The organism is Rothia sp. QJM3NY_36, assembly GCF_056173115.1.
Map to the genome: position 1 here is coordinate 1499516 of NZ_CM149658.1, position 23545 is coordinate 1523060.

Annotated in this window: 22 protein-coding genes; 3 read left to right on the forward strand and 19 right to left on the reverse strand. The window is 72.0% G+C overall.

The features are described 5' to 3' along the window. Window positions 1–21 precede the first annotated feature (21 nt). Entirely contained in the window at window positions 22–993 is a 972-nt protein-coding gene (locus AC0VXQ_RS06665; RefSeq protein WP_100463030.1) for a co-chaperone YbbN, read from the reverse strand. Window positions 994–1222: 229 nt separating this feature from the next. Between AC0VXQ_RS06665 and AC0VXQ_RS06670 the strand changes: the two genes are divergently transcribed. Further along, window positions 1223–2572 (forward strand): AI-2E family transporter, encoded by a 1350-nt coding sequence (locus AC0VXQ_RS06670; protein WP_475528060.1) that lies wholly within the window; start codon window positions 1223–1225, stop codon window positions 2570–2572. 15 nt (window positions 2573–2587) lie between these two features. Here AC0VXQ_RS06670 and AC0VXQ_RS06675 read toward each other — a convergent pair whose 3' ends face one another. Beyond that, complete coding sequence (locus tag AC0VXQ_RS06675; protein WP_058730929.1) at window positions 2588–2920, reverse strand: hypothetical protein; 333 nt, start codon at window positions 2918–2920, stop codon at window positions 2588–2590. A gap of 54 nt (window positions 2921–2974) precedes the next feature. On the opposite strand from AC0VXQ_RS06675, the gene nucS reads away from it, so the two are divergent. Then, window positions 2975–3670, forward strand: a complete 696-nt coding sequence (gene nucS, locus AC0VXQ_RS06680; RefSeq protein ID WP_061225011.1) for an endonuclease NucS — start codon at window positions 2975–2977, stop codon at window positions 3668–3670. 177 nt (window positions 3671–3847) lie between these two features. On the opposite strand, the gene AC0VXQ_RS06685 is transcribed toward nucS, so the two are convergent. From AC0VXQ_RS06685 to AC0VXQ_RS06745, 13 genes are all read right to left on the reverse strand, one after another. Beyond that, on the reverse strand, window positions 3848–4132 hold the full coding sequence (locus AC0VXQ_RS06685; RefSeq protein ID WP_058730914.1) for an ATP synthase F0F1 subunit epsilon: 285 nt from the start codon (window positions 4130–4132) through the stop codon (window positions 3848–3850). A gap of 2 nt (window positions 4133–4134) precedes the next feature. Further along, window positions 4135–5598 carry a F0F1 ATP synthase subunit beta gene (gene atpD, locus AC0VXQ_RS06690; protein WP_058730913.1) on the reverse strand — a complete coding sequence of 488 codons (1464 nt, stop codon included), beginning with the start codon at window positions 5596–5598 and terminating at the stop codon, window positions 4135–4137. Window positions 5599–5643: 45 nt separating this feature from the next. Then, window positions 5644–6570, reverse strand: a complete 927-nt coding sequence (locus AC0VXQ_RS06695; RefSeq protein WP_058730912.1) for a F0F1 ATP synthase subunit gamma — start codon at window positions 6568–6570, stop codon at window positions 5644–5646. Between the two features lie 61 nt (window positions 6571–6631). Then, window positions 6632–8266 (reverse strand): F0F1 ATP synthase subunit alpha, encoded by a 1635-nt coding sequence (gene atpA / locus AC0VXQ_RS06700; protein ID WP_058730911.1) that lies wholly within the window; start codon window positions 8264–8266, stop codon window positions 6632–6634. Between the two features lie 137 nt (window positions 8267–8403). Further along, on the reverse strand, window positions 8404–9222 hold the full coding sequence (locus AC0VXQ_RS06705; RefSeq protein ID WP_475528065.1) for a F0F1 ATP synthase subunit delta: 819 nt from the start codon (window positions 9220–9222) through the stop codon (window positions 8404–8406). Further along, window positions 9222–9773, reverse strand: coding sequence for a F0F1 ATP synthase subunit B (locus AC0VXQ_RS06710; protein ID WP_058730909.1), 552 nt, complete (start codon window positions 9771–9773; stop codon window positions 9222–9224). The genes AC0VXQ_RS06705 and AC0VXQ_RS06710 overlap by 1 nt, the downstream gene beginning before the upstream one ends. Before the next feature lie 51 nt (window positions 9774–9824). After that, window positions 9825–10028 carry an ATP synthase F0 subunit C gene (atpE, locus tag AC0VXQ_RS06715; protein WP_058730908.1) on the reverse strand — a complete coding sequence of 68 codons (204 nt, stop codon included), beginning with the start codon at window positions 10026–10028 and terminating at the stop codon, window positions 9825–9827. A gap of 133 nt (window positions 10029–10161) precedes the next feature. Beyond that, entirely contained in the window at window positions 10162–10896 is a 735-nt protein-coding gene (atpB, locus tag AC0VXQ_RS06720) for a F0F1 ATP synthase subunit A (protein ID WP_165590083.1), read from the reverse strand. A gap of 139 nt (window positions 10897–11035) precedes the next feature. Further along, a complete protein-coding gene (locus AC0VXQ_RS06725) occupies window positions 11036–11335 on the reverse strand; it encodes an AtpZ/AtpI family protein (RefSeq protein ID WP_129357445.1) in 300 nt (99 codons plus the stop codon). Continuing rightward, window positions 11332–11808, reverse strand: coding sequence for a hypothetical protein (locus AC0VXQ_RS06730; protein ID WP_129357444.1), 477 nt, complete (start codon window positions 11806–11808; stop codon window positions 11332–11334). The genes AC0VXQ_RS06725 and AC0VXQ_RS06730 overlap by 4 nt, the downstream gene beginning before the upstream one ends. Further along, window positions 11805–12830, reverse strand: coding sequence for an MraY family glycosyltransferase (locus AC0VXQ_RS06735; protein WP_058730928.1), 1026 nt, complete (start codon window positions 12828–12830; stop codon window positions 11805–11807). Before AC0VXQ_RS06735 ends, AC0VXQ_RS06730 begins: the two co-directional genes overlap by 4 nt. 5 nt (window positions 12831–12835) lie before the next feature. Further along, entirely contained in the window at window positions 12836–14755 is a 1920-nt protein-coding gene (locus tag AC0VXQ_RS06740; protein ID WP_129357443.1) for a nucleoside-diphosphate sugar epimerase/dehydratase, read from the reverse strand. Further along, on the reverse strand, window positions 14752–16677 hold the full coding sequence (locus AC0VXQ_RS06745) for a glycosyltransferase (RefSeq protein ID WP_058730904.1): 1926 nt from the start codon (window positions 16675–16677) through the stop codon (window positions 14752–14754). The genes AC0VXQ_RS06740 and AC0VXQ_RS06745 overlap by 4 nt, the downstream gene beginning before the upstream one ends. A 247-nt stretch (window positions 16678–16924) precedes the next feature. Here AC0VXQ_RS06745 and AC0VXQ_RS06750 point away from each other — a divergent pair, with 247 nt between their 5' ends. Then, complete coding sequence (locus AC0VXQ_RS06750) at window positions 16925–17989, forward strand: NAD-dependent epimerase/dehydratase family protein (protein WP_058730903.1); 1065 nt, start codon at window positions 16925–16927, stop codon at window positions 17987–17989. 7 nt (window positions 17990–17996) lie between these two features. On the opposite strand, the gene AC0VXQ_RS06755 is transcribed toward AC0VXQ_RS06750, so the two are convergent. The 4 genes from AC0VXQ_RS06755 to rho all read right to left on the reverse strand — a co-directional run bounded on the left by AC0VXQ_RS06755 (window position 17997) and on the right by rho (window position 23460). Next, window positions 17997–19055 (reverse strand): L-threonylcarbamoyladenylate synthase, encoded by a 1059-nt coding sequence (locus AC0VXQ_RS06755; RefSeq protein WP_475528071.1) that lies wholly within the window; start codon window positions 19053–19055, stop codon window positions 17997–17999. Next, a complete protein-coding gene (gene prmC / locus AC0VXQ_RS06760; protein WP_475528072.1) occupies window positions 19052–20125 on the reverse strand; it encodes a peptide chain release factor N(5)-glutamine methyltransferase in 1074 nt (357 codons plus the stop codon). The genes AC0VXQ_RS06755 and prmC overlap by 4 nt, the downstream gene beginning before the upstream one ends. Before the next feature lie 4 nt (window positions 20126–20129). Next, entirely contained in the window at window positions 20130–21209 is a 1080-nt protein-coding gene (gene prfA, locus AC0VXQ_RS06765) for a peptide chain release factor 1 (protein ID WP_058730902.1), read from the reverse strand. A 184-nt stretch (window positions 21210–21393) separates the two neighbouring features. Continuing rightward, window positions 21394–23460, reverse strand: coding sequence for a transcription termination factor Rho (gene rho, locus AC0VXQ_RS06770; protein WP_193553994.1), 2067 nt, complete (start codon window positions 23458–23460; stop codon window positions 21394–21396). Window positions 23461–23545 lie beyond the last annotated feature (85 nt).

Sequence of the window (23545 nt, forward strand, 5' to 3'; positions counted from 1 at the left end):
GTTCATCGGTCGGGACCTCCTCTAGAACAGCGCCCGCATCAGGGCGGCCCGGGCGGAGACCACGCGCGGGTCCTCCGCTCCGACGACGTCGAACAGCTCCAGCATCCGCTCGCGCACGCGGGACTTCTCCTCGGGGGACGCGGCGGTGAACAGCTTCAGCAGCCGGGCGAAGGCATCCTCGACGTGCCCGCCGGCCACGTCCAGGTCCGCCACGGCCAGCTGCGCGTCCACCTCCTGCGGAGCTTCGGCGGCCCGCTGACGCACGGCCTGGGCATCGGCGACGGCCACACGGGCCAGCAGCCCCACCCGGGCCAGGCCGAGCTTGGCCTCCCGATCCCCCGGCTGCTCGCTCAGCGCCTGCTCGTAGGCGGCCCGGGCTCCGTCGTAGTCCTGCTCGGCCAGGGCATCCTGGGCCTTCTGGTGCAGCGGCGGCAGCGGCTTCTCGGCCGGGGCGCCCTTGGTGCCCACCGGTTCGAAGGAGCCGGTCAGCTGCGCCTGCTGGGCCAGCTGCAGGACCTGGCCCAGCACGGACTGCATCTGCTCCGGGGAGACGGGCTGGTCGAACAGCGGCGCCGGGCGTCCGCCGAGCATCGCGATCGCGGTCAGGGAGGTGGCCGCCTGCAGCGCCTGGGCGATCTCCGGGGACTGCTCGATGTCCGCGGCGGCCAGCAGCAGCCGTCCCTGCGCGGAATCGATGAGCTGCTCCAGCTGCTCCACGTTGCGCACCGCCGCGGCGTCCGAGCCGCGGTACAGGGCGAAGATCACGGGGCCCTGCCCGGACAGCTGGGCGTACTGCTGGAACTGCTCGCCCGTGGTGATCTCCGCGCGGTAGCTCGGCTGGCCCTGCCCCTGCTCGGGGGCGGTGGCGCCGCCCTGGGTCCGCTGGGCCAGGTCCGGGGCGCGGCGGGCCGAGGCCGGGATCTGCGGTTCCTCGGCAGGGGCCGGTGTCCCGGGGCCGGAGGCCGCGGGGTGCGGCTCGGGGATGGTGGTCATCGAGGTGTCCTCTCTGCAGCGGGGGTGTCCCGCGGGGCACCGCGCTCGAACGGCCACGGCGCGCCCCGATCGGGATCCGGTGATCGGCGTTGCCGCCTCCAGTATGCCCACACCGGCGTCGGGCCGCTCCTCTCCCGGCCCCGCCCGTTCTCGGATCGCGCAATCGGCCGGGGTCGGCGCGGGTAGTCTCGAAGGATCACCGCCGTGCCGTCCGAAGAGGAGACGATCCGTGCCCGGTACCCCGCGTCCCGAGTCCCCGCGCCTGCGCCGCATCCTGGACCGGCTCCGCCTGGCCCACCGCTTCCAGGAGCCCGGGCACGCCGAGTTCCCCGCCATCCCCGGGGCCAAGCCCCGCCCGCGCTTCGACATCCCGGAGGATCCCCGACCGGAAGCCCAGGTCCGCACCGACGCCGCAACCCACCTGGACGAGGGGGTCCTGGGTGCCGCCGCGGCCCGCGACCGGCCCGCGGCCGACCCGGGCGCCGCTCCCTGGGCCACCGCGGGATCGACCCCGGAGCCTTCCGAGCCCGGCCTGTTCGCCCGCCCCGTGTACGCCGGATTCATGGCCACCGTGGGCGTCGGGATCGCCCTGCTGTGCTGGTACGTCGCGGTCAACGTCGGGGCGTTAGGCGGCTGGATCACCGGGGCCATGTTCATCGCCCTGGGCCTGGATCCGGCCGTGCGGGCCCTGGAGAAGCGGGGCCTGCCCCGCGGCGTCGGGGTCGCCGGGGTCCTCGTCGTGCTGGCGGGGCTGGTGGCCCTGCTGGCCACCGTCATCATCCCCGCGATCGCCGGGCAGGCGGTCTCCTTCGTCCAGTCCTTCCCGCAGAGCTTCCAGCGCTTCCTGGACTCGGACTTCGTGACCACCGTGGACCGGCAGTGGGGGGTGCGCGGGCGCGTGGAGGCCGAGGCGGAGCACATCGTGGACTCCGTGCTCAACGACCGCAACATCATCGGCGGGTTCCTCAACAGCCTGGTCAACGCCGGCTCCACGATCGCCCAGGTGATCACCGGGACGCTGGTCGTGCTCTTCCTGGCCCTGTACTTCCTCGCCTCCCTGCCGGTGATCAAGGCGTGGTTCGTGCGCCTGGCCCCGGCCTCCAAACGCGAGCGGGTGGGCGACCTGACCGAGCGGATCACCATCTCGGTGGGCAACTACGTGCTGGGGCAGGCCTGCGTGGCGATCCTCAACGCGAGCTTCGCCCTGGTGCTCATGCTGATCCTGGGCCTGCCCTTCCCGATGCTCAACGCCTTCGTGGTCCTGCTGCTGGCCTTCGTGCCCCTGGTCGGCGGGGTGAGCGCCGGGATCCTGATGAGCGTCATCGCGCTGATGCAGGGCTGGCAGACGGCCCTGGTCTACGCCATCTGCTACTTCGCCTACCTGCAGGTGGAGGCGTACTTCATCTCCCCGCGCATCATGAAGCGGGCCGTGGCCGTGCCCGCGGCGGTCGCGGTGATCGCCGTCGCCGGGGGCGGGGTCCTGTGGGGAGTGCTCGGGGCGATCATCGCGATCCCCGTGGCCGCCTCGGGCCTGCTGCTGGTCCGGGAGGTCTTCGTCCCGCGCCAGGACGCCCGGTAGCCGCCGACGACCGCCTCAGCGGGTCTCCCAGCAGCGCAGGTGCCAGTGCCGGCGCTCCTCGATGCCCCGCTCGTCGCCGAAAAGGTGGTCCGTGCGCCACACCACGCAGTGCGCCGTGCCCGGCGCGATGGGCCGGGTGCAGCCCGGGCAGGTGTAGGTCTTGCGCGCATTGACCGCCGGGATGAAGCGCACCGCCCAGGAGCCGAACCGATCCCGCTCCACCCGCGGGGCCGGCTCCAGGACCCGGGCGATGTCCCCGCCGCCCGGGGCGCTGCGCTGCCACTTGCTGGGTCCGGCCTTGCCGTGGCCCAGCTGGCGACGGGGGCGGGAGGAACGCGAGCGGGACATGGCCTCCATGGTGGCACATCCCCGAAGCCCCGCGCGCTTGTACAGTGGGAGACCGTGCGACTCGTCATTGCTGAATGCTCCGTGGACTACATCGGCCGGCTCAGGGCCCACCTGCCGCTGGCCCGGCGCCTGATCATGGTCAAGGCCGACGGCTCGGTGCTCATCCACTCCGACGGCGGCTCCTACAAACCCCTGAACTGGATGTCCCCGCCGGCCGCGGTGCACGTGCAGCACGCGGACGAGCACGAGTTCGACGACGATGCCGCGGAGGTCTGGACGGTCCAGGCCGCCAAGTCCGATGATCGCCTCATCATCCGGATCTACGCCAAGGAGCACGAGTCCTCCCACGAGCTCGGGGTGGACCCGGGACTGGTCAAAGACGGCGTGGAGGCGGACCTGCAGCGGCTGCTGGCCGAGCAGATCGACGTCTTGGGCCCCGGCTACGCGCTGATCCGCCGGGAGTACCCCACGGCGATCGGGCCCGTGGACATCCTCGCCCGGGACGGCGCCGGGCACACCGTGGCCGTGGAGCTCAAGCGGCGCGGGGACATCGACGGCGTCGAGCAGCTGAGCCGCTACCTCGAGCTGCTCAACCGCGATCCCCTGCTGGCCCCGGTGCGCGGGATCTACGCCGCCCAGCTGATCAAACCGCAAGCACGCACCCTGGCCGAGGACCGCGGCATCGGCTGCGTGACCCTGGACTACGACGCCCTGCGCGGGGTGGACGACGCCGAATCCCGGCTGTTCTGACCCGGCCCGTCCGCGCACCACACCGGCCGCCCGACCTCGTCCGCGCTGTCCCGGCCGGCCCATCCTCGAAGCGCTTCACCCCTCCCCGCGGCACGCATGAGGGCCCGGCGCCACTCCCCTTCCGGGGGTGGCGCCTGGCCCTCTGAACAGGGTCGGAACCGGGGCGGTGGCCCGGGCTCAGGCCGCGGAGCGCTCCTTCTCGGCGTCGGAGGAGGACTTCGCGGCGATGACCACGCGGTTCTGCGCGACCGTCAGGAAGCCCTCCTGCAGCCGGGAGGTGTGCCGCTGCCCGTCGACCGGGTCGATGACCAGCTCGCCGTCCTCGGCCAGCAGCGCCATCGTGGCCACGTGCCCGGGCAGGATGCCCAGCTGGCCCTCGGCGGTGCGGGCCCGCACGTACTTCGCCTCCCCGCGCCACACGACGGTCTCGCGGGTGACGACCTCGACGTTGAGCACTGCCATGGCTACTTGCTCCCGCCCTCGGCCTTGAGCTCGGCCCACTTCTTCTCGACGTCGTCCAGGCCGCCGACGTTGTAGAAGGCCTGCTCCGGCACGTGGTCCAGGTCGCCGTCGCAGATCGCGGTGAAACCCTCGATGGTGTCCTTGATGGACACGGTCGAGCCCTCCACGCCGGTGAACTGCTTGGCGGTGTAGGTGTTCTGGGACAGGAACTGCTCGATGCGCCGGGCCCGGGAGACCGTGACCTTCTGCTCCTCGGACAGCTCGTCCACGCCGAGGATCGCGATGATGTCCTGCAGGTCCTTGTTCTCCTGCAGGATCGACTTCACGCGCACCGCGGTGTCGTAGTGCTCCTGGCCGATGTACTGCGGGTCCAGGATGCGCGAGGTCGAGGACAGCGGATCCACGGCCGGGTACAGACCGCGCGAGGCGATGTCACGGGACAGCTCGGTGGTGGCGTCCAGGTGCGCGAAGGTCGTGGCCGGGGCCGGGTCGGTGTAGTCATCCGCCGGCACGTAGATCGCCTGCATCGAGGTGATGGAGTGCCCGCGGGTGGAGGTGATGCGCTCCTGCAGCAGACCCATCTCATCGGCCAGGTTCGGCTGGTAGCCCACCGCGGAGGGCATCCGGCCCAGCAGGGTGGAGACCTCGGAGCCGGCCTGGGTGAACCGGAAGATGTTGTCGATGAACAGCAGCACGTCCTGGTTCTGCACATCGCGGAAGTACTCCGCCATGGTCAGACCGGTCAGGGCCACGCGCAGACGGGTTCCCGGGGGCTCGTCCATCTGGCCGAACACCAGGGCGGTGTCCTTGAGCACCCCCGCCTCGGCCATCTCGACCCAGAGGTCGTTGCCCTCGCGGGTGCGCTCCCCGACGCCGGCGAACACCGAGGTGCCGCCGAAGTTGCGGGCCACGCGGGTGATCATCTCCTGGATGAGCACGGTCTTGCCCACGCCCGCGCCGCCGAACAGGCCGATCTTGCCGCCGGAGATGTACGGGGTCAGCAGGTCCAGGACCTTGATGCCGGTCTCCAGCATCTGGGTGGAGCCCTCGAGCTGGGCGAAGTTGGGGGCCTTGCGGTGGATCGGCCAGTGGTCCTCGGCCTTGATCTCGTCGTTGTCCACATCCAGGGCGTCGCCCAGGACGTTGAAGATGTGGCCCTTGACCGCATCGCCCACGGGCACGGAGATCGCGGCCCCGGTGTCCTGGACCGGGGTGCCGCGGACCAGGCCGTCGGTCTGCTGCAGGGAGATGGCCCGGACGAGGTTGTCGCCCAGGTGCAGGGCGACCTCGAAGGTCACCGTGCGGGTCTTCCCGCCGATGGTCAGCTCGGCGGTCAGGGCGTTGTAGATGTCCGGGATCTGGTTGGCGGGGAACTCGACGTCGACGACGGGCCCGATGACTCGGGCGACGCGACCGACGCCGCCCTGGGTCGATCCGCTGACCGACTCGGTGATGGTGGCAGTCATGTGATCACTTACCTCTTGGAACGTGCTGGGACGAAAAAACGGTGGTTAGGACGCGAGGGAATCCGCGCCGGCGACGATCTCGGACAGCTCCTGGGTGATCTCCGCCTGGCGGGCGTTGTTCATCAGGCGCGTGTACTTCTTGACCAGCTCGTCGGCGTTGTCCCCGGCGGACTTCATGGCCCGCTGGCGCGAGGCCAGCTCGGAGGCGGCGGCCTCCAGGAGGCAGGAGAAGATCCGGGTGGCGATGTAGCGGGGCAGCAGGGCGTCCAGGACCTCCTGGGCGCTGGGCTCGAAGTCGAAGCTGGGGGTCTGGGAGAAGTCCGCGTCGGCGGCGTCGGCGCCGGGCAGGATCTCCTCGCCCAGCTCCTGGGCGTCGACGACCTTCAGCGGAAGCAGCCGCAGGATGCGGGCCTGCTGGGAGACCATGGACTCGAACTCGGTGTAGACGATGTGCAGGTCGTCCACCCCGCCCTCGGCCGAGTCGGCGTCGAAGCGCTCCAGGAGCGCGTCGCGGATCTGCACGGCGGTCTCCACGTCCGGGTTGTCGGTGTTGCCCGACCACACCTTCTCGTAGGGCCGCTCGCGGAAGTCGAAGTACTGCTTGGCCTTGCGACCCACGAGGTACAGCTCCACCTCGCGCCCATCCCGACGCAGCCGCTCGATCAGGCCCTCCGCCTTCTTCAGCACGTTGACGGAGTAGGACCCGGCCAGGCCGCGGTCGCTGGTCATGATGACCACGGCCGAGCGGCGCGAGGGCTTGTCGTCGTTGATCAGCGGGTGGCTGATCGAGGTCTGCGAGGCCACCGCGGCGACCGCGCGGGTCAGGGCGTCGGCGTAGGGGCCGGCCTTGTCCGAGCGGGTGCGGGCGCGGTTGATCCGCGAAGTCGCGATCATCTCCATCGCCTTGAAGATCTTCTTCATCGACGACGTCGAGGAGATCTTCTGGCGGTAGACCCTGATCTGGGCTCCCATAGAGCTTCCTTTCAGCCCCGAGGCGGGGCGGGCCGTCCAGCGGCCCGCTCCGCGTCAGGTCTCATCGCTTGACGATCTCTTCCTGGTCCACCTCGGAGCGCTCCACCGGGGCGTGCTCCTCGTGGCCGGGCTGGATCCCGCCCCCGTGGGGGCCCTCGGCTGCGAAGTCGCGCTTGACCTCGGCCACCGCGGACTTCAGCGCCTCCACCGTGGCGTCCTCGAGCTTGCCGCTGGAGGCGATGTCGGTGAGCACGGAGGTGTTCCGACGCAGGTGCTCCAGGAACCGCTGCTCGAACTCCAGGACGTCGGAGACCTCCAGGTCATCCAGGTGGCCGTTGGTGCCAGCCCAGATGGCGGCGACCTGGTCCTCGACGTTGTACGGGGTGTACTGCGGCTGGCGCAGCAGCTCCGTCAGGCGGGCGCCGCGGGTCAGCTGGCGGCGGGAGGCCTCATCCAGGTCCGAGGCGAACATCGCGAAGGCCTGCATGGACCGGTACTGGGCCAGGTCCAGCTTCAGCGTTCCGGAGACCTTCTTCATCGCCTTGATCTGCGCCGCACCGCCCACGCGGGACACGGACACGCCCACGTCCACGGCGGGACGCTGGTTGGCGTTGAACAGGTCCGACTGCAGGAAGATCTGCCCGTCGGTGATGGAGATGACGTTGGTCGGGATGAACGCGGAGACGTCGTTGGCCTTGGTCTCGATGATCGGCAGGCCGGTCATCGAGCCCGCGCCGAGCTCGTCGGAGAGCTTGGCGCAGCGCTCCAGCAGGCGGGAGTGCAGGTAGAACACATCGCCCGGGTACGCCTCGCGTCCCGGCGGACGGCGCAGCAGCAGGGACACGGCGCGGTAGGCCTCGGCCTGCTTGGACAGGTCGTCGAAGATGATCAGGACGTGCTTGCCGCCGTACATCCAGTGCTGCCCGATCGCGGACCCGGCGTAGGGGGCCAGGTACTTGAAGCCCGCGGCGTCGGAGGCCGGGGAGGCCACGATCGTGGTGTACTCCAGGGCGCCGTTGTCCTCCAGGGTCTGGCGCACCGAGGCGATCGTGGAGGCCTTCTGACCCACGGCCACGTAGATGCAGCGCACCTGCTTCTCCGGGTCCCCGGTCTCCCAGTTCTCCTTCTGGTTCAGGATCGTGTCGATCCCGATGGCGGTCTTGCCGGTCTGGCGGTCGCCGATGATCAGCTGGCGCTGGCCGCGCCCGATCGGGATCATCGCGTCGATGGCCTTCAGCCCGGTCTGCAGCGGCTCATGCACCGACTTGCGCTGGGTCACGCCCGGGGCCTGCAGCTCCAGGGCGCGGCGGCCCTCGGACTCGATGGGCCCGAGGTCGTCGATCGGGTGGCCCAGGGGGTCCACCACGCGGCCGAGGAAGGCGTCGCCGACCGGCACGGAGAGGACTTCCCCGGTGCGGTGCACCTCCTGGCCCTCCTCGACGCCGGTGAAGTCGCCCAGCACGATCGCGCCGATGTCGCGGGTGTCCAGGTTCTGCGCCAGGCCGAGGGTGCCGTCCTCGAAGCGCAGCAGCTCGTTGGCCATGACGGAGGGAAGCCCCTCCACTCGGGCGATGCCGTCGCCCGCGCTGGTCACGCGCCCGACCTCGACCCGGTCGGTCTCACCGGGCTCGTAGGACGCCGCGAATTCGTTCAGCGCGCTGCGGACATCATCGGCATTGATGGTCAGATCCGCCATCTCGTGTCCCTGCTCTCCTGTAGTCGTGGATCGATCCGCCGCGGCGGAGGATCCGTGTGGTCTGTCGGGTGGGGGCCGGTGCGGCCCGCCTCAGCGGCGGGTCCGCGGGCCTCCCGTGTCGGAAGGTGGTCGATGCGTCAGGACGCGGTCACGGTGCGATCCAGGTCCGCCAGCCGAGCCGTCATCGACCCGTCGATGACCTCGTCCCCGACCTGGACCTTGAGTCCGCCCAGGATCTGCGGGTCCACGACGACGTCGAGGGTCAGCTCCCGGCCGTAGACCCGAGACAGGGCCCGGGCCAGGCGCTGGCGCCGCGACTCATCCAGGGGGTGGCTGACGGTGACCTTGGCGATGGAGCGGCGCATCAGATGCACGAGGGCATCGGCGAAGCGCTGGGCCACCGCGTCCGGGGCCTGCCCGCGCGGGTGAGCCACGGCCTGGTCGATCAGCAGCCGCGCCTCCTCCGAGCGCACCGGGCAGATCCGCTCGGCCAGGCGGCGTCGAGCCTCCTCGCCCGCGCGGGCATCCGTCAGCGCGGACTGGATCCGCGGATCCTCCTGCGCGACGGCGACGAAGCGCAGCAGATCCTCGACGACCTCGGTGACGGCCTCCTGACCACCGCGGCGCGCGGCCACGGCGGCCGCGGCGACGGCCCCTAGGTGCTCGAGCGCATCGGCGAGATCGCGTTCGGCGCTCCAGCGCAGCCGGGCGGCGTAGGCCACCAGCTCGCGCACCACCGGGTAGACCCTGCCCTCCAGGACGGTCGCGGCGATGCTGCGGCGCTGCTCGGGCTGACGCGAGGGATCCGTCAGACCCCGGCGCAGGGCTCCGTCGGCGTCCAGGACGCCGACCACGGAGAACAGCTCCTCCGCCGTCGTGGTGCTAGCATCCGCGGCCCAGCGCTGGTCGAAGGCCTCGACCAGATCCCGCAGGGACTGCCCCGATGCGCCGGCCATCAGCGGCTCACTCCCGCGTTGCGCTGCTGAGAGGCCTCCAGATCAGCCAGGAAGCGGTCGACCACCCGGTTGGAGCGGGCGTCGTCCTCGAGGGACTCCCCGACGATCTTGCCCGCAAGATCCGTGGCCAGGCTGCCGACCTCGGTGCGCAGGGAGACCATGGCGGCCGAGCGCTCGGCCTCGATGGTCCGCTGCGCGCTCTCGGTGATGCGCGCGGCCTCGGCGTTGGCGCGCTCCTTGAACTCGGCGAGGATCTTCTCGCCCTCCTCGCGGGCGTCCTCGCGGATCTTCTGGGCCTCCAGGCGCGCGGACTCCAGCTGCTGGCTGTACTCCTCGCGGGCGGCGGCCGCCTCGGCCTGGGCCTTCTCGGCCTTCTTCAGACCGCCCTCGATGGCCTCGGTGCGGTCCTGGTAGATCTTCTCGAAGGCCGGGACGATGTACTTCCAGACGATGTACAGCAGGATGAAGAACCCGAGCAGCGCGACGACGATCTCCCAGACGTCCGGGAGGAGGATGTTGTTGCCCTCCTCCGCGGCCATGAGATCAGACATGTGGGTGTCTCCTGTTCTTAGACGGTTCGGCTCTGAAGCGCAGCCGGAGGGCTACTTGATCAGGGCCAGAACGAAGCCCAGGATGGCCAGGGCCTCGACCACGGCGAAGCCGAGGAACAGCATGGGCTGCAGCACGCGCTGGGACTCCGGCTGGCGAGCCACGGAGGTCATGTACGCGGCGAAGATCAGGCCGACGCCGATGCCGCCGCCGATCGCTGCCAGACCGAAGCCGATGACGCTGAGCGAACCTACCATGGGATGTTTCCTTTCATCGTGCCCGGGAACGGGTGCCGGGCGCTGGTGCCGCAAGCGGCGGGTACGTAGGGGCGGGAAGACCGGATCCGCTCCGGCGGATTCCCGCAGACCGGCGCGCGAAGCGCCGGAAGTCTTAGTGGGCCTCGGCCACGGAGCCCTGGATGTACACGGCGAACAGCAGGGTGAAGACGTAGGCCTGGATCACCTGGATCATCAGCTCCAGGAAGTACAGGAACAGCCCGAACACCGCCGCGAAGGGGGCCGTCAGCCAGCCGCCGACCCCGCCCTCGGTGAGCAGGAAGCCCAGCATGTACGCGGCGATCATCAGCGCCAGGTGCCCGGCGAACATCGTTGCGAACAGACGCAGGGAGTGGGTCATCGGCCGGATGATCAGGTTGGAGAGGAACTCCAGCGGGATCAGGATGATGTAGAAGGGCCACGGCACGCCGGAGGGCATGGTCATGGACTTGAAGAACCCGCCCAGGCCCTTGTTCCTGATGCCCACGGCCACCCAGAAGATGTAGGCGAAGCCGGCCATCGCGTAGGCCGCGCCGATGTGGGAGAAGGCCGGCAGCTGGATGAAGGGGATCGAGCCCCAGAGGTTGTTCACCAGGATGAAGAAGAAGGAGGTGAACAGCACCGGCACGAAGGGCTTGAACTGGTGGGCCCCGATCAGGTCCCGGCCGAGGGAGTTGCGCACGAAGCCATAGCCGGCCTCCCCCACGAACTGCATCCGCCCCGGGACCATCGCGTGCTTGCGGGCCGCGGCCAGGAAGAACGCGGCGACGACGACGACCGAGAGGAGCACCAGCAGGGTCTGCTTGCCGAAGTCGAAGCTGCCGACGTGGAAGAACGGGGCGAGATGCATGTCCTCGACCGTGGGCGGTTCGAAGGCCGCGAGAACGAGCCCGGTATCCAGCACTGCGGATCCTTTCAGCAGGTACGGCGTGGTGTCAGGGCACGCGACGGCGAGGACCTCGACACTTGATTGATGTTCACCACTGCGGTCACGGCTGGCGCCCGGGGGCGTCGTCGTCCGTGGGCCGCATGTGCAGGTAGACCAGGTAGATGCCGGCGCAGGCTCCCACGCCGACGCCGAGCCACACGATCCAACGCGTGCCCAGCAGGTGGTCCGCTCCCCAGCCTACCAAACTCCAGAACCCGGTGCCGATCACCAGGTAGATCAGCGTCATGAAGGCCCCGGCGATCCCGCCCTGGCGCACCAGGTCCCCGGCGCTGCGCAGATCCTCCGAGCTGCGCGGCACCAGCGGCGGCTCCTGCGGCTCCGACTGCGATGCGTTCCTCATGCTCGACCCTCCCGTTCCGGATCACCACGATATCCCCGAGGGGTGCCCGCCGGTGCGAAGTACGGGATCCGCAGCCGCCGCACAGCAATCACCTCGGCCGCCAGCATCAGCACCACCCCGAGCACCGCACCGGCCAGGAACCAGCCGCGGGATCCCTCCTGCGGCCACGGGACGACCAGCAGCAGCGCCCCGGCCAGCAGGACCTTGACGGGGTAGGCGATCAGCAGGGCGGCCGCGGCCCGACTGCGCTGCTCGCCCACCAGCCGCACCAGCGCCCAGCTCGCGGCGACGGCCAGCAGCACGATTCCCCCGCCCGCGAGGGCGGAGACCGCGGCCTCGCTGCCGCCGAGCAGCAGCCCCGCCGCGGCCAGGACCAGGCTGCCCGCGGCGACGTCGCCCAGGGCCGCCAGGGCGGCGTCGGCCAGCGGGGTGCGGCTCTGGCGGGGTGTGCGGTGCCAGATCGGCGCCCTCACGCGGATTCCCCGCGGGCGCGCGCCGGGCGCAGCCTGGTCAGCAGCGTCGGCAGGCTCAGGTACAGCCCCAGGATGGCCACGGCCCCCGCTCCGGTTGCGGCGGCCGCGGGCCGGCTCAGATCCAGGGACCAGATGCTCAGCGCGGACACGGCCGCGGTCGCGGCGGTCACAACCGCCGCCGAGCCCAGGTGGGACAGCCCCAGATCCGTCAGCCGCTGGTAGACGTGCTGCCGGTGGGGGCGATACCACGGCTCCCCGCGGCGGATCCGCCGCAGCAGCGTGGTGCCGGTGTCGGCGAGATAGACCAGCAGCGGGCCCAGCAGGTACTCCACGTAGACCCCAGACAGGAAGGCCCCGACGGCGCAGCAGGCCAGGGAGCCGCCGAGGAAGTAGGAGCCGGTGTCCCCCAGGAAGACCCGCGAGCCCCAGAGGTTCCAGGGCAGGAAGGCCAGGTAGGCCCCGGCGATCGCGCTGGCCGCGACCACCAGCCAGGGGTGGTCCGTGACCCACCCGGCGTAGGCGTAGAAGACCCCCGCGGTCAGCCCGTGCAGACCGGAGATCCCGTTGATCCCATCCATGAAGTTCGCGACGTTGATGTAGCCGGCCACCGCGAGCACCCCCACCGGGATCCACCAGTAGCCGGTGCCCAGCACGAGGGTCAGGCCCAGCGTGACCGCCAGGCCGATCAGCAGCTGGGCGGCCGCCCGGACCCGCACCGAGACCCCGGCGGAGTCCTCCCGCCAGCCCAGCACTCCGCACGCGACCATCCCGGTCAGCACCACGAGCATCACCGAGCGGTCCACCGGCACCAGGCCCAGGACCAGGCCGGCCAGCGCCCCCAGCAGGGCGGCCGCGGCGGTGGCAAGACCCATCCCGCGCAGGGTCGGCACCGCGTGGGAGGAGCGCTCCCCCGGCATGTCCAGCACGCCCAGGCGGCGCAGCAGCGGCAGGACGGCCAGGGGCAGCACGGCCCCCAGCACCAGCCCGAGGCCGCCGGGCAGCAGGATCAGCGATGGCTGCATCGGGATCACCGCCGCGGCGCGTCCGCGGCCGGAGCCCCCGGGCCCGGAGGCTCCGTGTCCGGCCCGGAGGCGGCGTCGTCGACCTCGGTGCGCGGGGCGGGCGGATCCAGCACGGGCAGCTCCTGGGTCACGGGCATGTTGCCGCGCAGCTTCCACTCGTGGCGATCCAGGCGCCGCGGGTCCAGCTGCGGGGAGTCCGTGTGGGAGATCTGCGGGTGGCCGCGGTGCACGCCGCGCTCCCCGTCCCCGATCAGCTCCTCGTGCAGCTTCTCCCCCGGACGCAGGCCGGTGATCTCGATGCTCACATCGTGGCGCCCGCTCATCTCGATCAGGTGCCGGGCGATGTCGTAGATGCGCACCGGCTGGCCCATGTCCAGGATCAGCACCTCCCCGGGCTGACCGATCGCCCCGGCCTGGATGACCAGCTGGCAGGCCTCCGGGATGGTCATGAAGTAGCGGGTGGCCTCCCGGTCCGTGACGGTCACCGGGCCCCCGCGGCGGATCTGCTCGGTGAACAGCGGGAGCATGGACCCGCGGGAGCCGAAGACGTTGCCGAAGCGCACCGAGGTGTAGCGTCCGTCGGCGTGCCGGGACATCCAGGCGGTCATCTTCTCGGCCATCCGCTTGGAGTGGCCCAGCACCGTGGTGGGGTTGGCCGCCTTGTCCGTGGAGACGTTCACGAAGACCTCCACGCCCACCTCCGCGGCGGCCTGCAGGACGTTGCGCGAGCCCAGGACGTTGGTCTTCCACGCCTCGTCCGGGTACTGCTCCAGCAGCGAGACGTGCTTCAGGGCCGCGGCGTGGAAGACCACCTGGGGGCGGCGCTGGCGGAAGATCCGGCGCAGCGCCTCCTCGTCGCGGATGTCGGCCAGCACCGTGTCCGGCCCGTCCAGCAGGCCCCGGCCGGTGATGGAGATCTGGGTGGCCTGCACGTTGGACTCGTCGCGGTCGAGCATGATCAGCTCCCGCGGGGCGAAGTGGGTGATCTGCCGACACAGCTCCGAGCCGATCGACCCGCCCGCGCCGGTGACCAGCACGCGCTTGTCCGTGAGGTAGCGGGCGATGCCCTCCACGTTGATGTCCACGGGTCGGTGCCCGACGATGTCCTCCAGGCGGATGTCGCGCAGATCCAGCGCCCGCCGCGCGGAGGCGCCGAACATGTCCTTCAGCGGCGGGGCGGTGAGGATGCGCACCTGGGCATCACCGAGCTCCTCGCGGATCCGGTGCATCAGCTCGGGGTCCGGGTCGGCCATCGCGATGATGAGCACCTGGGCCCGCTCCCGGCGCAGCACCGCCGGCAGATCGGTGAGGTTCCCGGCCACCGGCACGGAGCTGATGCGCAGGTGCTTCTTGGCCGGGTCGTCGTCGATGATCGCGACCGGCAGGTACGGGGAGTCCTTGTCCTGCAGCATCTGGGTGACCAGGGTGTTGCCGAGGAAGCCGGCCCCGTACACGACGGCGTGCGGAGCGTGCTCGCTGGGCTTGGACTTGGATTCGACGTACATGCGCTTGAGGTAGCGCACCGCCGCCATGAACAGCCAGGCGAAGGGGAAGGCGATCAGGCCGATGGAGCGGGGCATGTGCAGCCACACCCCGAGGATCAGCAGGAAGGCCTGCACCACGATCGTGACCACGAGGGTGACCAGGATGAGGGCCTTGGCCTCGTCGAAGCTGCCGAAGCTGTAGCGCCCCCGATACAGGCCGAACAGGGCGCCGGCGATCATCTGCGCGACCACCGCGAGCACCACCACGGCGATCAGACCGGGCACGTGCACGAGACCGTAATCCATCTCGTAGCGCAGGAACAGCCCCAGCAGCACCGCCACGATCCACGCGGCGGAGTCCAGGAGCATCTGCGTCCACAGCCACGCCCGGGGCCGCTCGTAGGCGACCGTCGCCTCCGATGACGTTCCCGTCCCGGTCATGCCGGCTGCTCCCTTCCCTCGGTGGCCGGCCCCTGACCGCCGCGCAGTCCGCGCCGCGTGCGACCGGAGCCGATGAGGGCGCGGAAGGCGCGGATGCGCCATGCCCTCGGAATGACACGGTACCCGCCGCGCACGACGACGTTGCGCAGCGCGGTCGCCGGGCCGATGTGCCCGGCCTCGCGCAGATGCCGCTGCAGCAGCAGCTCCCGGCGCAGCGCCCCCATTCCCCCGCGGCGATCCCAGGCCGCGGCCCCGGCGCGGTAGACCACGAGCGGCTCGGGCAGGTTGCCCAGCCGGTCTCCGCGGGCCAGCAGACGCATCCACAGGGCGTAGTCCTCGGCCCCCGGGACCTCCTCGTAGCCGCCGACCTCGCGCACCGCCTCGGCGTCGAAGACCACGGTCGGGTGCGCGAGGGGGTTGCGCAGCCGCGCAGCGCGCCGGATCCGCCGGGGATCGGTCTCCATGCGCCGCTCGGCCTCGATCCGGGTCAGGCTCGCATCGGCCTCGCGCAGGCCGGCCCCGAGCACCGTGTACCGCCCCTCGACCACCGGCGGCACCTGACGGGCGAAGCGCTCGGGCAGCGAGACGTCATCGGCATCGGCCCGGGCGACCACCCGATGGGTGCACGCTGACAGCCCCTCGTTGAGCGTGCTCGGCAGACCGCGGTGCTCGGTCCGCTGCAGGACGACGACGTCGATCCCCGCCTCCCGCGCCCGGGCCGTGACCTCGCGGATGACCGCATGCAGGTCCTCGGGCAGCGCGCCGTCCTCGGCCAGGACCAGCTGGGAGGGGCGCAGGCGCTGCTCGAAGAGGTTGGACTCCAGGGCCCGGCGCAGACCCTCCGCGGTGTCTCCGCGGTAGACCGGCATCAGCACCGAGAAAACCTCATCCTCCACCTGAGCTTGTGGGTCAACCTCGGGTTCACGTTCGCCGGGCACCGCGTGTCGGCGCAGGTCGTAGCAGCCGCGCAGGACCTCGTCGGTCGGGCGCGGGGCCCGCAGCGCGTCGCGCACGCCCCGCAGCAGGCGCCCCGCCACGACGCGCCGATCCGAGGCCCCGCGGAAGGTGCGCAGCCACAGCCGCAGCGTCGCCCCGAAGTACAGGACCTTCTCCCACGGCGCCAGCGAGGCGCTGCGGGTGAACACCCACAGCTTGTTGCGCACGTCGAAGTAGAACCGCGGGCCCGGATCCGCATCCGTGGTCCCGAAGGTCTTGGTCCGGTGCACGGCCACGGAGGCGGGGGCCTGCACCGCGTCGCGGAAGCGGGCCAGGCGCGTGGAGTACTCGAAGTCGTCGTTCCAGATGAAGTACTCGGCCAGGGGCAGCCCGGTGCGGCGCATCGGCGTCGCGTCCATGAGCAGGGAGACGAAGGAGCCCGAGCGGATCGTGCGCGCCCCCACCCGCGCGGCCCGGCGGCGCCGGGCCGCGCCGGGCAGGATCCGCTCCCGCATGGAGTTCATCGGGTGCTCGCGCCCATCCGTCCAGACCACGCGGCTGGCCACGAAGGCCGGGCGGCGGGTCGGGTCCTCGGCGTAGTCCCGCCAGGTGCGCACCAGCTCGGCCAGCGTGTCCGGCTGGGGCTCGGTGTCATCGTCCATGACCCACACCAGCTCGGCGTCGTGCCGGTGCAGGGCCCGATCGATGCCCGCGGCGAAGCCTCCCGCTCCGCCGAGGTTCCGCTCCAGGCGCACCACGTCCAGGGGGACGCTCCCCCGGTGCTCGGCCAGCACGCGGGCGGTCTGCGGACCGGAGGCGTTGTCCACCACCACGACGGCCGCCGGCCTCATCCGCGCCCCGTCGATGCCCGCCAGCGTCAGGCGCAGCAGATCGGGGCGGTCGTAGGTGACCACCACCGCCACCACCCGGGGCTCCTGGCCCTCGGGGCGGGGTCGCGCGGGATGCTCTTGCGCGGCAGCTGGCACGTCGGATTCCTCTCCCCTCGGCCCGCCCGTGCGCGGGCTCGGACTGCCCCTGCTGGGCCGGCGCGCGAACCCCGGACCAAGGGCGCCCGAAGAGGCGTGTACGTCAGTAAGGTGGTCACAGGGCGTTCCGGCCGCGCCGGCTGAGCCGCCGGCACAGCGCGGACCCCCGCTGCAGATCACCAGTTTAGCGTGACCTCACCCGGCAGCCCCCCGGGTCGAGGCCCGCATATGAGGAGAGCGAGACCACATGAACCAGAGCACCTGGCGCGTCCTGGGGGCCACGGGCTTCGTCGGATCGGCCACCATGACCCGCCTGCAGCAGCTGGGCATCGGGGCCGCCCCGGTCGCAGCACCCCGCCTGGCGACCTCGGCCACCGGGGCCGGGCAGGTCATCGCCGAAGCCCGTCGCCTGGAGTCGGTGATCGACTACCTCGCGGATTCCTTCGCCGGCGCCGAGGTCGTGGTCAACGCCGCCGGCTTGGCGGCGCCGGGACAGCAGGAGCTGCCGCCCTTGGTCGGGGCGAACGCCTTGCTGCCTGCCGTCGTCGCCGTGGCCGCTCAGCGCACCGGGGTCACTCGGGTGCTGCACCTGAGCTCGGCCGCGGTGCAGGGCGCCCGGCCGCGCCTGGACGCCTCCCCCGACACCTCACCCTTCTCCGCCTACTCCTTCTCCAAGGCCCTGGGAGAGGACTGCCTGTTGCGGCTGCGCGAGTTCATCACGGCCACCGCCAAGGTGGGGGCCGCTCCGGGCTCGGCCGGCTCGGACTACCCGGCCGCCCCGAGCTCGCGTCCGGCCCAGGTGGCCGGGGACCACGCCGCGCAGCTGTGCATCATCCGCGCCACCTCCGTACAGGGATCCGGGCGGGACACCACGACGGCGCTGGCCCGCTTCGCCGGGTCCTTCCTGGCCTCGGTGGCGGGCTCCGGCACCCAGCACACCCCGGTCACCTCGGTGCAGGCGCTGGCCGAGTTCATCGTGGCCGCGGGACTGCGGGAGGAGCCGCTGCCGGAGATCCTGCTGCAGCCGTGGGAGGGTGCCACCACCGCCTCGGTGATCCGGGACGCCGGACGGCGCGAACCGCATCGCATCCCCGCTCCCCTGGCCCGGCTGCTGGTGCGCGCCGGTTACGCAGCCTCGGGGCTGTCCGGGGACCGCCTGCGCGCGGCGGTGCGCCGCGTCGAGCTGGCCTGGTTCGGCCAGGACCAGGACGACACCTGGGCCGAACGGCACGGTCTGCTGCCCGAGCGGCACGTGGGGTCCGTGCTGCGCCAGGCCCACCAGGCCGCGGGCGTCAGCCGACGCGGCCGGTGAGGCCGCGTCAGTCCCGGGCGGGCGGATCGAAGAACAGCGCGCGGGCCCGCTGCACCGAGACGGGGTCCACGCGCTGCCCGGCCGGGGCGGACCCGGCTCCCGGCCCCGCCGCGGCGGCCTCCCGGGTGCGCAGCTGATCCACCGCGGCACCCGAGCTCGGGCCTCCCGTGCCGAGCAGGCTCTGGGTGAGGCTGCCCGGCTCCGGGGCTTCCGCCCGCGGACCGTCGCCGGGCCCGCGGGTGCTCGTCGCGGCGTCGGCCCCGCCGCTCTCGGGGTCATCCGGGCCCTGCTCGTCGCTCGCGGCCCCGGAAGGGGTACCCTCGGCCGGATCCGGTGAGCCGCTCGCACACTGCGCCGGGTCCTCCGCCCGCAGGATCCTCTCGTGCTCCTCGCGGGTCAGCAGATCCGGGGCGGTCTCCCGCAGCAGGGCGAGGTCCAGGGCCCCGGTGCGCACCACCACGGGCCGATCGCCCGTGACGTCGATGATCGTGGAGGGGGCGACCTCCGTGCTGGGCGTCTGCTCGTCGCGGCCCAGCGGGCGTCGGCCGCCGTCCAGGATGGCCTCGACCCGCTCGCCCAGCTGGGCCATGGCCTCGACGGTGTCGGTCGCGGCCGTCTGCCCGGTCCGGTTCGCGCTGGAGACGGCCAGCGGCCCGGTAGCGCGCAGCAGCTCGCGGGTCAGCTCATCCGCGGGCACGCGCAGAGCCACGGTGCCCCGGGTCTCCCCCAGGTCCCAGTTCAGCGAGGGCTGGGCGCGCACGATCAGGGTCAGCGCGCCCGGCCAGAAGCGCTCGGCCAGGGCCCGGCCGGTGGCCGGGACGGTCTCGGCCAGGGCGTCGAGCACCCCGGGGTCCGCGATGAGCACCGGCGGGGGCATGGTGCGTGAACGGCCCTTGGCGGCCAGCAGCTGGGAGACGGCCCCCGGGGAGAACGCGTCCGCGGCGATCCCGTAGACGGTGTCGGTGGGGATCACCACGGTGCGGCCCCCGGCCAGCAGGTCCCTGATCCTCTCCAGGGCGCGGGTGCGGTCCTCGGCGGTGTCGGTGGTGTACACGGTGGCGCTCACGGTGCAGATGCTCTTTCGTCTCGGGGGTGCGCGGACTCCGCGCGCTCTCCAGGGTATCCCGGGGCCAGCCCGGCGGTGGCCCGGTCCCGTCCGGTCAGGTCCCGCACGGTGCGCACCCGGGAGAATCCGCGGTCGCGGAACAGGGCGGCCACGGCCGCGGCCTGGACCTCCGCGTGCTCCATGACCAGCAGCCCGCCGGGACGCAGCAGCCGCGCGGCGCGCTCCAGGAACGCCGTCGGGATCGCCAGGCCGTCCGGGGAGCCGCCGTAGAGGGCTTCGGGGGGATCGTAGCGGGCGACCTCGGGGTCCCGCGGCACGGCGTCCTCGGGGATGTAGGGCGGGTTGGTCACGATCGCCTCCACCGTGCCCTCCGCCTCCGGCAGGGCATCACGCGCATCCTCCCGACGCAGTTCGATGCGCACCCCGTGCTCCCGGGCGACGCGCCGGGCGTTGCGCTCGGCCCAGGCCAGGGCGGCCTCGGAGCGCTCGACGCCGATCACGCGGGCCCCGGGGCTCTCCTGGGCCACGGCCAGGGCCAGCGCCCCTGAGCCGGTGGCCAGGTCCACCACCAGCGGGGCGGGCTCGGATGCGGGCTCGGAGCCGGGGGTCTCAGAGCCCGGGGCCTCGGCGCGGCGGGCGGCCAGGTGCGCGCTGACCTCATCGACCAGCACCTCGGTCTCCGGCCGCGGCACGAACACACCGGGCCCGACGAGCAGCTCGAGCCGGCGGAACGGGGCGCGCCCGGTCAGGTGCTGCAGGGGCTCCCGGGCAGCACGTCGGCGGATCAGCTCGGCGTAGCCCGCGGGCACCGCCAGCCGCCCGGTGATCGCCCCGGCGGCCACCTCCCCGCGCCCCGGCGCGCGGCCCTCGGCATCGGCGAGCAGGTGCGCGGCCAGCAGCTCGGCGTCGGCCCGGGCCGAGGCGATCCCGGCCTCGGCCAGCAGCCGCTGCGCACACCGCAGCCCCGCGGACAGCGGGGCCCCGGGGGCCAGGGCCGGCTCCGGGTCCGGGCTCGCCGGTGCGGCGTCGAGCCCGGGGGCGGCCTCGGGGTGCGGGTGCTCGGGGCCCACGGGATCAGTCCTCGTGGCCCAGGGCCGCCAGCCGGTGCTCCTCGTCCATCTGGATCGCGGACTGGATGACCGGCTCCAGCTCCCCGTTCATCACCGTGTCCAGGTTGTAGGCCTTGTAGCCGGTGCGGTGGTCCGCGATCCGGTTCTCCGGGAAGTTGTAGGTGCGGATCCGCTCGGAGCGGTCCATGGTCTTGACCTGGGAGCGGCGGTGCTCGGAGGCTTCGGCGTCCAGCTGCTCCTGCTGCCAGGCCAGCAGCCGCGCGCGCAGCACGCGCATGGCCGCCTCCCGGTTCTGCAGCTGGGACTTCTCGTTCTGCATCGCCACGACGATCCCGGTGGGCAGGTGGGTGATGCGCACGGCGGAGTCCGTGGTGTTCACGGACTGCCCGCCGGGCCCGGAGGAGCGGTAGACGTCGATCTTCAGGTCGTTCTGGTGGATCTCGATCTCCTCGGGCTCATCCACCTCGGGGAACACCAGGACCCCGGCGGCCGAGGTGTGGATGCGGCCCTGGGACTCGGTGACGGGCACCCGCTGCACGCGGTGAACCCCGCCCTCGTACTTCAGGTGCGCCCACACGCCCTCGGCCGGATCGCTGGAGCGGCCCTTGACGGCCATCTGCACGTCCTTGTACCCGCCCAGGTCGGACTCGTTGGCGGAGATGATCTCCGTCTTCCACCCCTTCGACTCGGCGTAGCGGGCGTACATGCGCAGCAGGTCGGCGGCGAACAGCGCGGCCTCGGCCCCGCCCTCCCCGCCCTTGACCTCGAGGATGACGTCGCGCCCGTCGTCGGGGTCCCGGGGGATCAGCAGGCGGCGCAGGCGCTCCTGGGCCTCGGGCAGCCGCGCCTCCAGCTCCTTGAGCTCCGCGGCCATCTCCGCGTCCTCCTGGGCCATCTCCCGGGCGGCCTCGATGTCCTCCTCCAGGCCCTGCACCCGGCGGTGGGCCTCGACGATCCCGTTCAGCTCGGCGTAGCGCCGTCCCAGCTTGCGCGCCTTGGCCTGATCCGCGTGCACGGCCGGATCGGCCAGCTGGCGCTGCAGCTGCTGGTGCTCATCGAGCAGGGTCTGGATGGATTCGAACATGGCTTCCTCGGACGGATCGGGGGGTGGGTCGTCGGGCGGGTCCAGTATCGCACCGGATGAACCCGGCAGGGGCTCGGTCGGCTCCGCGCCCGAAGGCTGCGCTCTGCGGACGCGAGGACGCCGACGCCGCGATCTCGTCCGCGCGGAAGGGGACGGGATGCGGCGCCGGCGTCATCGGGTGGTGCTAGTCGTCGGACTTGGAGCCCAGCGTGGTCTTCTGCACCTGCATGAGGAACTGCACGTTGGTGGGCGTGTCGCGCAGCTTGGAGGTGAGCACCTCCAGGGCCTGCTGCTGATCCAGCCCGGCCAGCACGCGGCGCAGGCGCCACATGATCTTGACCTCGTCCGGGGAGAGCAGGTTCTCCTCCCGGCGGGTACCGGACTCGTTGACGTCCACGGCCGGGAAGATCCGCTTGTCCGCCAGGTGGCGGGACAGGCGCAGCTCCATGTTGCCGGTGCCCTTGAACTCCTCGAAGATCACCTCGTCCATGCGCGATCCGGTCTCCACCAGGGCGGTGGCCAGGATGGTCAGCGAGCCGCCGTTCTCGATGTTGCGGGCCGCGCCGAAGAACCGCTTGGGCGGGTACAGCGCCGCGGAGTCCACACCACCGGAGAGGATCCGGCCGGAAGCAGGGGCGGCGAGGTTGTAGGCCCGGCCCAGGCGGGTCATCGAGTCCAGCAGCACGACGACGTCGTGGCCCAGCTCCACCAGGCGCTTGGCGCGCTCGATGGCCAGCTCCGCGACGGTCGTGTGGTCATCGGCGGGGCGGTCGAAGGTCGAGGCGATGACCTCGCCGTTGACCGTGCGCTGCATGTCCGTGACCTCTTCGGGACGCTCGTCCACGAGGACCATCATCAGGTGCACCTCGGGGTTGTTCTCCTTGATCGCGTTGGCGATCGACTGGAGCATCAGCGTCTTGCCGGCCTTCGGCGGGGAGACGATCAGGCCGCGCTGGCCCTTCCCGATCGGGGAGACCAGGTCCACCACGCGGGGGCCGATCTTCTTCGGGTCGGTCTCCAGGCGCAGCCGCTCGTTCGGGTACAGCGGCGTGAGCTTGGTGAACTCGACGCGCTCGGTGAGCTCCTCGGGCTTCTTGCCGTTGACGCTGGTCAGCTGCACCAGCGCGTTGAACTTCTGCCGGGAGCTGTTCTGCTGCTCGCCGTCGCGGGGGGCGCGGATCGCGCCGACGACGGCGTCGCCCTTGCGCAGGTGGTGCTTCTTGACCTGGGCGAGGGAGACGTAGACGTCGTTGGGTCCGGGCAGGTACCCGGAGGTGCGCACGAAGGCGTAGTTGTCCAGGACGTCGAGGATGCCGGCCACGGGCAGCAGCACGTCGTCCTCGGTCAGCTCGGTGTCATCCACCTCGGGCCCGCTGTTGCGGCCCCGACGCCGGTCCCGACGGTCGTTGCGGTTGCGGTTGCGGCGGTTGCGCCCGCCCCGGCGGTTGTCATCATCCTCGGGGCCGTTGTTGCCGTTGTTGCCGCGGCGGTTGCCGCGCGAGCCCTTGGACTCGCCGTTCCGGCCGCCGCCGTGCTGGCCCTCGCCCTTGTCCCCGTGGTTCTTCTCGGAGCCGGACTTCTCGGAGTGCTTCTCCCCGCCCTTGTCCCCGGAGCCGCGCTCGGCGCTGCGCTCCTGGCGGGAGCGGCGGTTCTGCCCGCGCTCGCCCTTGGACTCGCGCTGGTCCTGCCCGCCGTCGTGGTCCTCGCCGCGGGAGCCGCGGCCGTTCTGGCCCTTGGCCTTCTCCTGCTTGTCCTGGGAGCCGTCCTGCTCCCCGGAGCGCTCATCTCCCCCGCGTCCGCGGCGGGAGGAGCCCTTCTGCTCGGCGTTCTTCTGCTCGGGGCTCTTCTGCTCGCCGCCCTGCTCGGCGCCGGATCCGGACTGCTCGGTCTCCGGGGCGGAGTCGGCCCGGCGGGAGCGGGTGCGCCGCGCCGGCTTCTGCTCGGCCGGGGCGTCCTGGCCGGTGACCTCGGCGGCCGCGGCGGCGGCCTGCTCGGCCTTCTTCTCCCGGTCGGCGACCGCGGAGCCGCGCTGGTGCGCGGAGATGGCGTCCACCAGCGCGGACTTGCGCATGCGGCGCGCGCCGGTGATCCCCAGCTGGGAGGCCAGGGACTGCAGCTGAGCCAGCTTCAGGGCGGACAGTCCGCCCTGGCCCTTCTGGCTCTGCTCGGCTCCCGCGGCGGCGCGGGAGTCCTGGGCCGGGGTCTCGCCCGGCTGGTCCGTACCCGTGGACAGGTCGGTCGTTTCGGTCACGAAGGATCCTTCCCCCTCGACATGGCCGGGGCTGTTTCGATGATGGCGCCCCAAGCCGAAGTTCATGGTGGCGTGCCCGCGGCGC

Bases quoted from the DNA above. Each gene is read 5' to 3' on its own strand.
- AC0VXQ_RS06665 (WP_100463030.1), bottom strand. From the start codon at position 993: ATGACCACCATCCCCGAGCCGCACCCCGCGGCCTCCGGCCCCGGGACA.
- AC0VXQ_RS06675 (WP_058730929.1), bottom strand. From the start codon at position 2,920: ATGTCCCGCTCGCGTTCCTCCCGCCCCCGTCGCCAGCTGGGCCACGGC.
- AC0VXQ_RS06685 (WP_058730914.1), bottom strand. From the start codon at position 4,132: ATGGCAGTGCTCAACGTCGAGGTCGTCACCCGCGAGACCGTCGTGTGG.
- atpD (WP_058730913.1), bottom strand. From the start codon at position 5,598: ATGACTGCCACCATCACCGAGTCGGTCAGCGGATCGACCCAGGGCGGC.
- AC0VXQ_RS06695 (WP_058730912.1), bottom strand. From the start codon at position 6,570: ATGGGAGCCCAGATCAGGGTCTACCGCCAGAAGATCTCCTCGACGTCG.
- atpA (WP_058730911.1), bottom strand. From the start codon at position 8,266: ATGGCGGATCTGACCATCAATGCCGATGATGTCCGCAGCGCGCTGAAC.
- AC0VXQ_RS06705 (WP_475528065.1), bottom strand. From the start codon at position 9,222: ATGGCCGGCGCATCGGGGCAGTCCCTGCGGGATCTGGTCGAGGCCTTC.
- AC0VXQ_RS06710 (WP_058730909.1), bottom strand. From the start codon at position 9,773: ATGTCTGATCTCATGGCCGCGGAGGAGGGCAACAACATCCTCCTCCCG.
- atpE (WP_058730908.1), bottom strand. From the start codon at position 10,028: ATGGTAGGTTCGCTCAGCGTCATCGGCTTCGGTCTGGCAGCGATCGGC.
- atpB (WP_165590083.1), bottom strand. From the start codon at position 10,896: ATGCATCTCGCCCCGTTCTTCCACGTCGGCAGCTTCGACTTCGGCAAG.
- AC0VXQ_RS06725 (WP_129357445.1), bottom strand. From the start codon at position 11,335: ATGAGGAACGCATCGCAGTCGGAGCCGCAGGAGCCGCCGCTGGTGCCG.
- AC0VXQ_RS06735 (WP_058730928.1), bottom strand. From the start codon at position 12,830: ATGCAGCCATCGCTGATCCTGCTGCCCGGCGGCCTCGGGCTGGTGCTG.
- AC0VXQ_RS06740 (WP_129357443.1), bottom strand. From the start codon at position 14,755: ATGACCGGGACGGGAACGTCATCGGAGGCGACGGTCGCCTACGAGCGG.
- AC0VXQ_RS06750 (WP_058730903.1), top strand. From the start codon at position 16,925: ATGAACCAGAGCACCTGGCGCGTCCTGGGGGCCACGGGCTTCGTCGGA.
- prfA (WP_058730902.1), bottom strand. From the start codon at position 21,209: ATGTTCGAATCCATCCAGACCCTGCTCGATGAGCACCAGCAGCTGCAG.